Here is a 12,245-nt window from a genome sequence, read left to right on the forward strand (position 1 = left end):
GGCAGGTGGTACACGTCAACCTCGGGCGGGGAGAGGGGACGCCGATGTGCATTCTGGCACGGGACCGGTCTTCGCATCCGACGCTTCAGTAAACAGACCGATACGCGGAGTAATTCCGATCTGCCGGATTCGTACTAAGGAGTCGGTGAAAGTCGGACATGCGCGCCCGGTGGGAGCCCCAACCGTTGCGCCGCGTCACCCGAGTTGACCGCGATCGCGATCAGCCCGGCCGAGTCCGCGAACGCCACCAGCTCGCCCGGAGGCACCGCCGCGTACGTCTCCCGGTACGGCAGCGCCAGCTGCCGCCGCCCCAGCCACACCCCGAGCGTGTCGCCCACCTGGACCCCGAGCGCCTGCAGGTCCCCGGCGGCGATCGACAGCTGGGTGTTGCCGTAGCGGTCGACCGAGACCACCTCGCCCTCGACCGACCCCTCGCGCAGCAGCGACGTCGGCTCGGGCAACGTCACCAACCGGCTGACCGGCACCTCGGGCCCCAGGTCCGCGAGTCGCAGCCCTCCGGAGCTCGCCGGAGCTCGGCACAACCGGCCCGCGACCGGCGCGAACACGTCCCGTCCGTGGAAGGTCGGCGAGACCGGCCGCAGGAAGTGCTCCTCGTTGCTGAGCGCGTACGCGGCGCGCGCGCCGCCGCTGGCGTGCACGGCCCACGACAGCAGCCCGTTGTCCGGGCCGATGAACACCCGGTCGCCGGCCTCGATCGCCACCGCACGCCTGGCGCCACCCGTGCCGGGGTCGACGGCGCCGATGTGGATGCCCACCGGCAGGTACGGGATGGTCTGGGCGAGAACCGCCGCCCCGCGCCGCACGTCCCCGGAAGGGATCAGATGACACACGTCGATCACCCGCGCCTGCGGGGCTATCCCGGCAATGACTCCATGACATGCCGCCACATAGCCGTCTTCGAGCCCATAGTCGGTGAGGAGGGTGATTACTGAGGTCACATTTGGTGACTGTACGTCTCTCAATCCGCCGTGAACAGCACCACTCAGCACATTACGATTGGCCACGGGCCGCGTGCGTGTGACGAGATCGTCGCACGCCCCTTTCGAGGAGGACACCATGGGAGCACCGCTCAGCGGTGACAATGCTGCCCAGGAATCGTCCCGACAACCCCTGACAGAACGCGATCTCGAACTCCTCGCCTTCGAGCGCCAATGGTGGCGCCACGCGGGCGCGAAGGAGCAGGCCATCAAGGAGACCTTCGGGTTCTCCGCCACGCGGTACTACCAGTTGCTCGGCGAGCTGATCGACCGACCGGAGGCGCTCGAGCAAGACCCCATGCTGGTCAAGCGGCTCCGCAGGTTGCGCTCCACCCGCCAGCGCGACCGCGCCGCCAGAAGGCTTGGCATGCGTCCCTGACCGGCTGGGTACGGCAGCCGCGTGAGGAACATCCCTGGAATGGAAGCGATCTTGAAGGATCCGGCAGGCGCCGTGATCGGGCTCGACTTCGACGGAACCCTGTCGCCCATCGTGCCCGATCCCGCCGCCGCGGTGATCCACCCGAAGGCGCCCGCGGTCCTTGCCGAGCTGGGCAGGCACGTCCTGGCCGTGGCCATCGTGACGGGCCGGCCCCCGGCCACCGCGCTGGAGCTGGGGCCGGGACTGGCCGACGTGCCCGGGCTGGTCATACTCGGGCACTACGGTTTCGAGCGCTGGGAGAACGGCCAGATATCTGCGCCGCCGCCCCCGCCCGGCGTGCCGCGGGCCGAGGCGGAGCTGCAGCTGCTGCTCGACGAGCTAGGGCTGCGGGGCGTGACGATCGAGGACAAGGCCCGGGCCGTGGCGGTGCACACGAGGCGCAGCCCCGATCCGGAGGGGGCGCTGGACAGGCTGCGTGAGCCGCTGGCGCGGCTGGCCGACAAGCACGGGCTGGTGGTCGAGCCCGGCCGCATGGTGCTGGAGCTGCGGCCGCCGGGCATGGACAAGGGACAGGCGCTCAGCCTGTTCCTGGCCGAGCGGGCCGCCAGGTCTGTCCTGTTCGCCGGCGACGATTTGGGGGATCTGGCCGCGTTCGAGGCCGTACGCGCCTCCGAGCTGCCCGGCGTGACCGTGTGCAGCGGGTCGGCGGAGGTCGCCCAGCTGGCCGAGCGCGCCGACATCGTGGTGGACGGCCCGGACGGGGTGGTGGCGCTGCTGGAGGAGCTCGCGTCCGCGTTCAGTCGTTCATGAGTGAACTGCAAGTCTCGATCTCTAATGTCGGGCGCATGTCCAAGCGCTACCTTGCCGTCGCGATCGTGGCCGCGGCCACCGTCCTGACCGCCGCCCTTCCCGCTCCCGCCAACGCCGCGCCCGCCCAGCCGCTGAAGCTGCGCAAGGGCCTGACCCTCTACATCCCCATCCAGTGGGAGGTCCACCACTTCGGCGCGGACGTGATCCAGGTCGTCACCGGCAAGTGCGGGAAGCCGCGGGGCTGGGGCACGCCGGAGTGCGACGCCTTCTACGTGCTCGGGCCCTCGGCCATCAAGGTCGGCGCCGAAGGCTGGGGGCCCTACACCGGCAAGCGCCCGTACTACCCGGCGAGCGACGTGCAGCCGTGCCCGGTCAACAAGAAGTGGGGCGAGATCATCGGCCCGAAGGTGACGCGGGGCCTGCGCCAGGTCGGCAAGGGGCACAAGGCCGCCTACAACGCGTGGCAGGCTCGTTGCGTGTCCTACTCCGGCGGCAACGCGACCAAGGCCCGCTTCACGCAGCGCGAGTGGTACCTGCCGAAGAGCAAGATCCTCGTCGTGGATCAGTGGAACACGCCGGGCCTGGCCGACGCGCTCAAGTACGCGGACTGGGTCTAAGCCAAAGCGTCGAGCTGGGCCGCCAGCCACTTCTGGGGCGGCAGGGCGGTGGCGGCCGCGCACAATTTGTCGCGGCGCCGCCTGCGCTCGTCCTCGGGCATGATGAGCGCCTCGTTCAGGGCGGCGGCGGTGCCGCTGATGTCGTAGGGGTTCACCATGATCGCGTACGGTCCCAGCTCGGCCGCCGCCCCCGCCTCGCGCGAGAGCACCAGCGCGCAGTTGTGCGAGAGGACCGGGCCCTCCTTGGCGACCAGGTTCATGCCGTCGCGGATGGGGTTGACCAGCAACACGTCGGCCATCCGGTACGCGGCCAGCGAACGCGGATAGTCGTCGTTGACGTTGAGTATCAGCGGATCCCAGTCCTCGGTGGCGTACGCGTTCTCGATCTCCTGGGCGCAGCGCTGCACCGAGGCGGTGTATTCGCGGTATTCGGGCAGGTCGTGCCGGCTCGGATAGGCGAACGCCAGGTGCACCACGCGCCCGTGCCATTCGGGATGCGCGGCCAGGAACTCGCCGTAAGCGACCAGGCCGCGCACGATGTTCTTGGACAACTCGGTGCGGTCGATGCGGACGATCAGCTTGCGGTCGCCGACCTGGTCCCTGATCGCGGCCATGTAGGACTCGACGTCGGGCTCGCTGGCCCGGTCCCACAACGCCGCGCCGTCCACGCCGAGGCTGTGCACGCCGACCCGGGTCGTCCTGCCCGCGTACGTGACGCTGTGGGCCACGCGGTCGACCTCGGCGCCGAGCAGCGCCTCGCAACAGTCCATGAACGCCCCCGCCCACCGGCCGGTCAGGAATCCGGCGCGGTCGGCGCCCAGGATGCCCTCGAGCACCTCGCCGACCACTTCGTCGGGCAGCAGCGAGAAGTATTCGGGCGGCGCCCACGGGGTGTGGCTGAAGTGCGCGATGCGCAGGTCGGGCCGCTCGGCCCGGAGCATCGCCGGGGTCAGCGTCAGGTGGTAGTCCTGCACCATCACGCGCGCTCCGTGCCCGGCCTCCTCGGCCAGGGCCAGCGCGAACGCGCCGTTGTAGTCCCGGTAGGACTCCCACTCGCGGGCGAACCTCGTGCCGAAGTTGGGCGCGTTGGGGATGTCGTAGAGCAGGTGGTTGACGAACCACAAGGTGGAGTTGGCCACAGCGTTGTACGCGCGGTGGAAGGTGGCCGGCGGGATGTCCAGCATCCGTAGCGGCCCGGTGTCGTAGCCGGCCTGGTCGATCCGGCCGCTGGGAGACAGGCGCACGGCACTGCGGTCGTCGTCGGACAACGCCGCGCAAACCCACAGGACGCCGTCTTCCTTCGTCACTCCGGACAGCCCAGATACCAGGCCGCCTCCGCCACGTTTCATGGTCAGCTCGCCGTCGTCGGAGACGGTGAAGGAGACGGGCCCTCTGTTGGAGGCCACCAGGACGCTGTTCATCAACGCTCCCTTCGATCATAGGATCCCAGCTATGGCGCTTGATGAGCTAACCGAGGAACTCGCCCGATCCGCCGCAGCCGGAGATCATCGCGCGCTCGGCGAGCTATTGGCCAGAATCGAGCCCGATGTGATGCGCCACTGCGCCCGGATCCTGCCCTACCACCAGGACGCGGAGGAAGCCTCCCAGGACACTCTGTTGGCCGTGGCCCGCAACATCGGGCGCTTCGAAGGGCGGGCCAGGTTCAGCACCTGGCTGCACATCGTGACCGCCAACTGCGCGCGGACCACGTACCGATCGCTGAAGCGGAGGGCGGCCGAGCAGACCTCCGAGGAGCTGCCCATGCAGAAGCCCGACGTGCGGCGGGTGAGCGTGATCGCCGGCTCCCGGCTCGACCTGCTCGACGCGATGGAGGCGCTGGAGGCCGACAAGCCGGACCTGGCCCAGGCGCTGGTGTTGCGCGACATCGTCCAGCTCGACTACAGCGAGGTGGCCGAGCAGCTCGGCATCCCGCTGGGCACGGCCAAGTCCCGCATCCATCAGGCGAGGAAATACGTGCAGGGTGTGCTTGGTGAGGACTATCGCTGAGACACCCCGTCTCGAATGTTGAGACGGGTGGTCATTTCAGCTACTTAAGCGGGTAGAGTCCATTTCAACAACTGCATATTGCTCATCCAGAGGGGTGGAGGGACCGGCCCTACGAAGCCCCGGCAACCCTCCCGGCTTGTGACTCGCGACAGGGCGAGGCCGACCGGGACAAGGTGCCAATTCCGGTTCGCGGTCAAGGTGGCCGCGGGCGAAGATGAGGGAAGGCCTCGCTTCATGTCGCACGACTTTGGTCCTGCTGTCGGTCTGTCCTGCCGCGAGTGCGGCGCGCGTTACCCCCTGGGTCCCAGCTTCGCGTGTCTGGAGTGTTTCGGGCCGCTCGAAGCGGCCTACGAATTCGGCAACGTGACCCGCGCGGACATCGAGTCCGGCCCCGCCAACATCTGGCGCTACCGCTCGCTCCTCCCCGTGCCGGCCGACGTCGCCACCAAGCCCAACATGAACCCGGGCTGGACCAAGCTCGTCAAGGCGGGCAACCTCGGGCAGGCGCTCGGCATCAAGTCCCTGTACGTCAAGGACGACTCCGGCAACCCCACCCACTCCTTCAAGGACCGGGTGGTCGCCATCGCCGTCGAGGCGGCACGTAACTTCGGTTTCCACACGCTTTCCTGCTCCTCCACGGGCAACCTCGCGGGCGCGGTCACGGCGGCCGCGGCACGGGCGGGGCTCGACGCCTGCGTCTTCATCCCGGCCAATCTCGAAGCAGCCAAGATCGCCATGGCCCGGGTGTTCGGCGGGAAGCTGATCGGGATCGACGGGACCTATGACGAGGTCAACAGGTTCTGCTCGGAGCTGATCGGCGACCCGCTGGGCGACAAGTGGGGGTTCGTCAACGTCAACCTGCGGCCGTACTACGCCGAGGGCTCCAAGACGCTCGCGTACGAGATCGCCGAGCAGCTCGGCTGGCGGCTGCCCGAGCAGATCATCATCCCCATCGCCTCCGGCTCACAGCTCACGAAGATCGACAAGGGCTTCAAGGAGCTTGTGGCGCTGGGGCTGGTCGAGGACACGCCCTACAAGGTCTTCGGGGCGCAGGCGGCCGGGTGCTCGCCGGTCTCCACCGCGTTCAAGGCCGGGCACGACGTCGTCCAGCCGGTCAAGCCGGACACCATCGCCAAGTCTCTGGCGATCGGCAACCCCGCCGACGGCCCGTACGTGCTCGACATCGCCCGCCGTACGGGCGGGGCCGTCGAGGATGTCACGGACCCCGAGATCGTGGCCGCCATCAAGCTCCTGGCCTCGACGGAGGGCATCTTCGCCGAGACCGCGGGCGGCGTGACCGTGGGCGTGCTCAAGAAGCTCGCCGAGAGCGGGCGGCTCGACCCCGAGGCTGAGACAGTGGTGCTCAACACCGGTGACGGGCTCAAGACGCTCGACGCCATCACCGGCGACGACGCCAAGCCGACCGCCGTGATCCGGCCCTCTCTCGACGCGTTCCGCGCGGCTGTCTGACAACCAGGAAAGGCAAGATAACGATGAGCGTTTCTGTGCGGATTCCCACCATTCTGCGCACGTACACCGGGGGGAACGCGGAAGTGAGTGGCGAGGGCGCGACGCTTCGTGACGTGCTCGCCAAGCTCGACTCCGACTACCCGGGGATCGGCGCGAGAATTCTGGATGAATCGGGCAAGATTCGGCGTTTCGTCAACGTTTACGTTGGGGAAGAGGACGTCCGTTTCGCCGAGGGGCTCGACACTCCCGCCCCTGAGGGCACTCAGATCTCCATCATCCCGGCGGTCGCCGGCGGCTGAGTGCCATAGATCACATCTTTGAAGGCGCCCCTAGTGGGCGCCTTCTCCTTTTCCCCACTAATTCAACGTTGAAGGACCTTCGCTGCGAAGAAATGCGTGGTTTGCGGATTGACTCTGTTGCCAAACCCCGTGCCACAGGTATGGTCGAGGCGATCGTGTGGCTGATTTTCAGTTAAGTCATGCGATTACGGTCTCGCGGTGGAATGGGCGAGATCTGTAAGCCCAGTAAGAGGAGTCGGAAGTGGCGCAGGGCACCGTCAAGTGGTTCAACGCGGACAAGGGCTACGGCTTCATCGCGGTAGACGGTGGTAAGGATGTATTCGTCCATTACTCGGCGATCCTGATGGACGGGTACCGAGCACTCGAACAGGGCCAGCGCGTCGAGTTCGAGATCACGCAGGGCCAGAAGGGGCCGCAGGCGGAGTCTGTCCGGGCGGTCTGATTTACATCACTGGTATGCACCCGGTGGCATCGCACGGCAGCGCAGTCCGGGCGAGACGGCCGCCTTTGTTTCGTCGACCTACGGCGAGCCGCACGGTGAGCGGCTCGCCGTACAGACGGACTGACCAGGGCGGGAGCCGGGGGAGGGTCGTGCTTCGCTTGCACTCGGCAGGGTAGAGTGCTAAACAGTTCGTTGGCACTCTGTGTGGCAGAGTGCCAACTCGGATCGAGACGATGGGGCCTGCCGAACGGAGATGCAGGCTCGTGCCGTCGCGGGCGTCGGCTCGGTCCAGGACAAGCCACCCTGCATCTGGGAGGTCTAGCCTTATGGCAGCCAAGATGATCGCGTTTGACGAGGACGCCCGGCGCGGTCTCGAGCGCGGTATGAACCAGCTCGCCGACGCCGTCAAGGTGACCTTGGGCCCCAAGGGCCGCAACGTCGTGCTGGAGAAGAAGTGGGGCGCTCCCACGATCACCAACGATGGTGTGTCCATCGCCAAGGAGATCGAGCTCGAGGACCCGTGGGAGAAGATCGGCGCCGAGCTGGTCAAGGAAGTCGCCAAGAAGACGGACGACGTCGCGGGTGACGGCACCACCACCGCCACCGTGCTCGCCCAGGCGCTGGTACGCGAGGGTCTGCGTAACGTCGCCGCCGGCGCCAACCCGATGGCCTTGAAGAAGGGCATCGAGGCCGCCGTCGAGCGGGTCAGCGAGGAGCTCTCCAAGCTGGCCAAGGACGTGGAGACCAAGGAGCAGATCGCTTCCACGGCCTCCATCTCCGCCGCCGACCCCGAGATCGGGGCGCTCATCGCCGAGGCGATGGACAAGGTCGGCAAGGAAGGCGTCATCACCGTCGAGGAGAGCAACACCTTCGGCCTGGAGCTCGAGCTCACCGAGGGCATGCGTTTCGACAAGGGCATGACGTCGATGTACTTCGTCACCGACTCGGACCGCATGGAGGCCGTGCTCGAGGACCCGTACATCCTGATCGTCAACGGCAAGGTCTCCGCCAACAAGGACCTGCTGCCGCTGCTCGACAAGGTCGTGCAGTCCGGCAAGCCGCTGCTGATCATCGCTGAGGACGTCGAGGGCGAGGCTCTGGCCACCCTGGTCGTCAACAAGATCCGCGGCCTGTTCCGCTCCGTGGCCGTCAAGGCCCCGGGCTTCGGCGACCGTCGCAAGGCGATGCTGAACGACATCGCGATCCTGGCCGGCGGCCAGGTCATCGCCGAGGAGGTCGGTCTCAAGCTCGAGAACGCCACCCTCGACCTGCTCGGCCGCGCTCGCAAGGTGGTCGTGACCAAGGACGAGACCACGATCGTCGACGGCGCCGGTGACGCCGAGCAGATCTCCGGCCGGGTCAACGAGATCCGCGCCGAGATCGAGCGCACCGACTCCGACTACGACCGCGAGAAGCTCCAGGAGCGCCTCGCCAAGCTGGCCGGCGGCGTGGCCGTCATCAAGGCCGGCGCGGCCACCGAGGTCGAGCTCAAGGAGCGCAAGCACCGCATCGAGGACGCCGTGCGCAACGCCAAGGCGGCCGTCGAGGAGGGCATCGTGCCCGGCGGTGGCGTGGCGCTGCTGCAGGCCGGCGCCAAGGCGTTCGACAAGCTCGAGCTCAACGGCGACGAGGCCACCGGTGCCGCGATCGTGAAGAAGGCGCTGGAGGAGCCCCTCAAGCAGATCGCGGTCAACGCCGGCCTCGAGGGCGGCGTCGTGGTGGAGAAGGTCCGCAACATCACCCCGGGTGAGGGCCTGAACGCCGCCACGGGCGAGTACGTCAACATGTTCGAGGCGGGGATCATCGACCCGGCCAAGGTGACGCGCTCGGCGCTGCAGAACGCCGCCTCCATCGCGGCGCTCTTCCTCACCACCGAGGCCGTCATCGCGGAGAAGCCCGAGAAGACCCCCGCTGCTCCGGCCATGCCGGGCGGCGGCGACATGGACTTCTAGGTCCTTCTTCGCGCAGCGACTAGGAGCGGCCCGGGTTTTCCGGGCCGCTCTTATTTCGTTTCCTCAGGCATTACGTTTCATAATTGATCCGCTACTTGGAGTGAGGAAATGTGTTCCGCACACGACTCACCAAAGGAGTAGCGGATGCTTTCTCGCAGCAAGCGCATTCTCGGCATCGCCCTGCTGGCCCTGGCCGGGGCGCCGGCAATGACGGTCCCCGCGACCGCCGCCGTCGCCAACGCCGGACCCGGCATCCTGGGCGACGTGCAGCTCCCACAAGAGCTGCACGTGCCGCTGTGCATGGCGAACTCCAACCTGGGCGTGCCGATCGTCGACTCGCTGCCGGGTCTCATCGGATGCGGCGCGGCGTCGCAGACCGCCGCGGCACTCACGGACCCGTCGGCGGCGCTCGAGGCGGTCGCCGCCGCGAGCTCCGTCGCGCCGATACTCCGTCAGATCCCGTAGTGCGGGATGACGTGGCCGCGGGCCAGGGTGTTGGCGGTGATGTTGAAGCCGACCACCGCCGGGCTCGCGTCGCTGTCCACGCCCAGCTTGTCCACGCCTAGCGCGTGGACGGTGAAGACGTAGCGGTGCGGGGCGCCGGGCGGCGGGGCCGCACCGCCGTAGGCCTTGACGCCGTAGTCGTTGCGGGCGTGGGCAGCGCCCTCGGGCAGGCCCTTGAAGTCCGGGGCGGCGCCCGCGCCCGTGGGCAGCTCGGTCACCGAGGCCGGCAGGTCGAACAACACCCAGTGCCAGAACCCGCTGCCCGTGGGGGCATCGGGGTCGTAGCAGGTGACGGCGTAGCCGCGGGTCTCGGCGGGCGCGCCTGACCAGCGGAGCTGGGGCGAGAGGTTCTGGCCCGTCATGCCCCAGTCGTTGAAGACGTGCAGGTCGCTCAGCCGCTCGCCGTCCTGGATGTCGTCGCTCTCGACCACGAGCGCGGGAACCGACGGCAGGTATTCGTGTGGCAGCGGTGCTGGCACGGCATCCTCCTAGGTAGAGAGCTTCCTGCCCGCCATCCTAGAAGCGGCCGTGCCCACCGCCTGTCAGGCCGCCAGCTGGGCCGGCAGGGTCTTGTCGTGCAGGACCGTGAGCGAGGTCACCGCGCGGGTCAGGACCACGTACAGCCGGGCCAGCCCGCGCGGTTCCGCCGCGACGATGTCCGCGGGCTCGACGACGATCACATGGTCGTACTCCAGACCCTTGGCCAGTGTCGCGGGGACGACCAGCAGGCGGTGCTCCTCGGTGGACTCGGGGTCGAGCACGGCGTGAGGGAGCCCGGCCAGGGTGCTGGAGACCTCGCCGACCAGCGCGTCAGGAACGATGACGCCGATCGAGCCCTCCTTGGCGAGGGCCTCCGCGGCGGCCTTGACGACCGAGCCGCCCGGACGTACGGAGAGCGAGCCCAGGCCCGGGCGCAGGGACCGCGGGGGAGCCAGGTCCGGAGCGATCGACGGGAGCAGGCGGGCCGCGTAGTCGAGGACCTCCCTCGGCACGCGGAAGCCGAGCGTCAGCTCCGTCACGTCGCCGTCGCGCTGCCCCAGGTGCTCGAGCACCGACTCCCACGAAGTGGTCGACCACGGCGTGGTGCCCTGGGCCAGGTCGCCCAGGACGGTGGCCGAGCCGTTGCGGCAGCGGCGGCCGAGCGCCCTCAGCTGCATCTCCGAGAGGTCCTGGGCCTCGTCGACCACCAGGTGGCCCAGGGAGGGCGTGCGCTCCATCAGGTCGCGGAGCTCGTCCAGGAGCGCCGCGTCCGCGGCGGACCATTTGGCGGACTTCCAGCTCCGGTACGGTTTCCGCCAGATAAGCATTTCTTGCTCGTCAGGCGACAAATCGGATTTAGAGGCTTTTGCCAGAAATTCCGGGTCGGCGAGCAGGCGATAAAGGACTTGCTCTGGCGTCAATTTCGGCCAGACCGCCTCCACGAGTTGTTTGACCGGCTTCGATCGGGCCACCGCGTCCTGCACCCGGTCGTCGGGCGACTCGCCGCGCTGCTCCATGCGGACCAGGACCATGTGGGCCAGCCGCTGGGCCAGGGCCGCCCGGCCGGGGAGATAGCGGGTGGTGCCGCGCAGGGACGCGACGATCTCGCGTACCTCGTAGTCGGCCACCCGGTGGCGATAGGCGCCCTTGGTGAAGACCAGGCCCTCCTCCGGCTTCACGATGTGCAGCCAGAGCGCGCGTTCGAGCACCGCCGCCATCCTGGCGTCGCCCTTGACCGCCGACACCATCGGGTCCTCGGCGGCCGCGTGGTCGCCGAGCAGGCCCGCCACGGTGGTCTGGTCGACCTTGACCTCGCCGAGCGCGGGCAGCACCGAGGAGATGTAGGACAGGAACGCCCGGTTGGGCCCGACGATCATCACGCCGGACCTGGCGAGCCGCTCGCGGTGGGTGAACAGCAGGTACGCCGCCCGGTGCAGGCCCACCGCGGTCTTCCCGGTGCCGGGCGCGCCCTGCACGCACACCGTCTGGGCCAGCGTGGCGCGGACGATCTCGTCCTGGTCGGGCTGGATCGTGGCGACGATGTCACGCATGGGGCCGCTGCGCGGGCGCTCGATCTCCTCGGTGAGGATCTTCGAGGGGCCGATCTCGACGCCCTCGCCCAGCGGCTCGTCCTCGTACGCGGTGAGGGCGCCGCCGTGGTAGCCGAAGCGGCGCCGCCGTACGATGCCCATGGGGTCTGTGGGGCTGGCCTGGTAGAACGCGCGGGACACGGGCGCGCGCCAGTCGATGACCAGGGGCTTGCTGTGGCCGTCGTGCACATGGCGGCGGCCGACGTAGATCGTGCCGGGCAGGTCGGCCTGCTCATCGTCGCGACCGCTTCGCTCCTCGTCGGTTCCTCCGTCGCTCTCTCGTCGCGAGCTTCTTCGCTTGGGGGACTCGCGGTCGAGGCGGCCGAAGAACAGCGGCGTGTCCGGGTGGTCGGCCAGGGCGGCCACCCGCTGGTCGAGGAGGGACTGGAGGATCTGCTGCGACACCCAGTCGCCGGCCGCGTCCGCGGACAAGGACTGGGCGTGGGCCCGCATGGCGGCGAGCGCGGCCCTGGACTCGGCCAGGTGTGCCTGCTCGGCGGCCAGGACGTCGGCGGGTATGTCGGGGGCCAGTTGGTGTGCGGGCATGCGAAAGCGCCTCCCTGTGCGGTAACGGAGGTGGTTAAGGCAGCGAATCGGCCAGTTTAACGGCGGGTGCCGCGGGCTCCAACGCATTTAACGGTGGCGCGACCCGGGCGGTCGGCGGGGCCGATTGCCGCGAGGGTGGGATGGGTAGGGAT

13 protein-coding genes and 1 riboswitch are annotated in these 12,245 nt (G+C 68.7%); of the genes, 9 read left to right on the forward strand and 4 right to left on the reverse strand.

The annotated features are described in order from the left end of the window. Positions 1-134 precede the first annotated feature (134 nt). Positions 135-959 (reverse strand): SAM hydrolase/SAM-dependent halogenase family protein, encoded by an 825-nt coding sequence (locus ETD86_RS47305; protein ID WP_246149353.1) that lies wholly within the window; start codon positions 957-959, stop codon positions 135-137. 118 nt (positions 960-1,077) lie between these two features. Here ETD86_RS47305 and ETD86_RS47310 point away from each other — a divergent pair, with 118 nt between their 5' ends. The 3 genes from ETD86_RS47310 to ETD86_RS47320 are packed head-to-tail and all read left to right on the forward strand — an operon-like array spanning position 1,078 to position 2,804. After that, on the forward strand, positions 1,078-1,377 hold the full coding sequence (locus tag ETD86_RS47310) for a DUF3263 domain-containing protein (protein WP_138673175.1): 300 nt from the start codon (positions 1,078-1,080) through the stop codon (positions 1,375-1,377). A gap of 39 nt (positions 1,378-1,416) precedes the next feature. Continuing rightward, positions 1,417-2,187 carry a trehalose-phosphatase gene (gene otsB / locus ETD86_RS47315; RefSeq protein ID WP_138673176.1) on the forward strand — a complete coding sequence of 257 codons (771 nt, stop codon included), beginning with the start codon at positions 1,417-1,419 and terminating at the stop codon, positions 2,185-2,187. 35 nt (positions 2,188-2,222) lie between these two features. Then, positions 2,223-2,804: a hypothetical protein gene (locus tag ETD86_RS47320; protein WP_138673177.1), complete on the forward strand. Its 582-nt coding sequence runs from the start codon at positions 2,223-2,225 to the stop codon at positions 2,802-2,804. On the opposite strand, the gene ETD86_RS47325 is transcribed toward ETD86_RS47320, so the two are convergent. Beyond that, positions 2,801-4,225, reverse strand: coding sequence for an alpha,alpha-trehalose-phosphate synthase (UDP-forming) (locus ETD86_RS47325; RefSeq protein ID WP_138673178.1), 1,425 nt, complete (start codon positions 4,223-4,225; stop codon positions 2,801-2,803). The genes ETD86_RS47320 and ETD86_RS47325 overlap by 4 nt on opposite strands. 31 nt (positions 4,226-4,256) lie before the next feature. Between ETD86_RS47325 and ETD86_RS47330 the strand changes: the two genes are divergently transcribed. From ETD86_RS47330 to ETD86_RS47355, 6 genes are all read left to right on the forward strand, one after another. Continuing rightward, positions 4,257-4,811, forward strand: coding sequence for an RNA polymerase sigma factor (locus ETD86_RS47330; protein WP_138673179.1), 555 nt, complete (start codon positions 4,257-4,259; stop codon positions 4,809-4,811). A gap of 79 nt (positions 4,812-4,890) precedes the next feature. After that, positions 4,891-5,032, forward strand: a riboswitch (SAM riboswitch). Positions 5,033-5,045: 13 nt separating this feature from the next. Beyond that, positions 5,046-6,281: a threonine synthase gene (gene thrC / locus ETD86_RS47335; RefSeq protein ID WP_138673180.1), complete on the forward strand. Its 1,236-nt coding sequence runs from the start codon at positions 5,046-5,048 to the stop codon at positions 6,279-6,281. 23 nt (positions 6,282-6,304) lie between these two features. Next, complete coding sequence (locus ETD86_RS47340) at positions 6,305-6,580, forward strand: MoaD/ThiS family protein (RefSeq protein WP_043633550.1); 276 nt, start codon at positions 6,305-6,307, stop codon at positions 6,578-6,580. A gap of 241 nt (positions 6,581-6,821) precedes the next feature. Then, positions 6,822-7,022: a cold-shock protein gene (locus ETD86_RS47345; RefSeq protein ID WP_127936975.1), complete on the forward strand. Its 201-nt coding sequence runs from the start codon at positions 6,822-6,824 to the stop codon at positions 7,020-7,022. A 326-nt stretch (positions 7,023-7,348) separates the two neighbouring features. Further along, positions 7,349-8,974, forward strand: a complete 1,626-nt coding sequence (groL, locus tag ETD86_RS47350) for a chaperonin GroEL (RefSeq protein WP_138673181.1) — start codon at positions 7,349-7,351, stop codon at positions 8,972-8,974. Positions 8,975-9,118: 144 nt separating this feature from the next. After that, entirely contained in the window at positions 9,119-9,439 is a 321-nt protein-coding gene (locus tag ETD86_RS47355) for a hypothetical protein (RefSeq protein ID WP_138673182.1), read from the forward strand. On the opposite strand, the gene ETD86_RS47360 is transcribed toward ETD86_RS47355, so the two are convergent. Then, positions 9,427-9,957 (reverse strand): YbhB/YbcL family Raf kinase inhibitor-like protein, encoded by a 531-nt coding sequence (locus ETD86_RS47360; protein WP_138673183.1) that lies wholly within the window; start codon positions 9,955-9,957, stop codon positions 9,427-9,429. The genes ETD86_RS47355 and ETD86_RS47360 overlap by 13 nt on opposite strands. A gap of 63 nt (positions 9,958-10,020) precedes the next feature. Then, positions 10,021-12,093 (reverse strand): HelD family protein, encoded by a 2,073-nt coding sequence (locus ETD86_RS47365; protein ID WP_138673184.1) that lies wholly within the window; start codon positions 12,091-12,093, stop codon positions 10,021-10,023. Between the last annotated feature and the right edge of the window lie 152 nt (positions 12,094-12,245).

The organism is Nonomuraea turkmeniaca, from assembly GCF_005889735.1.
Classification (GTDB): domain Bacteria; phylum Actinomycetota; class Actinomycetes; order Streptosporangiales; family Streptosporangiaceae; genus Nonomuraea; species Nonomuraea turkmeniaca.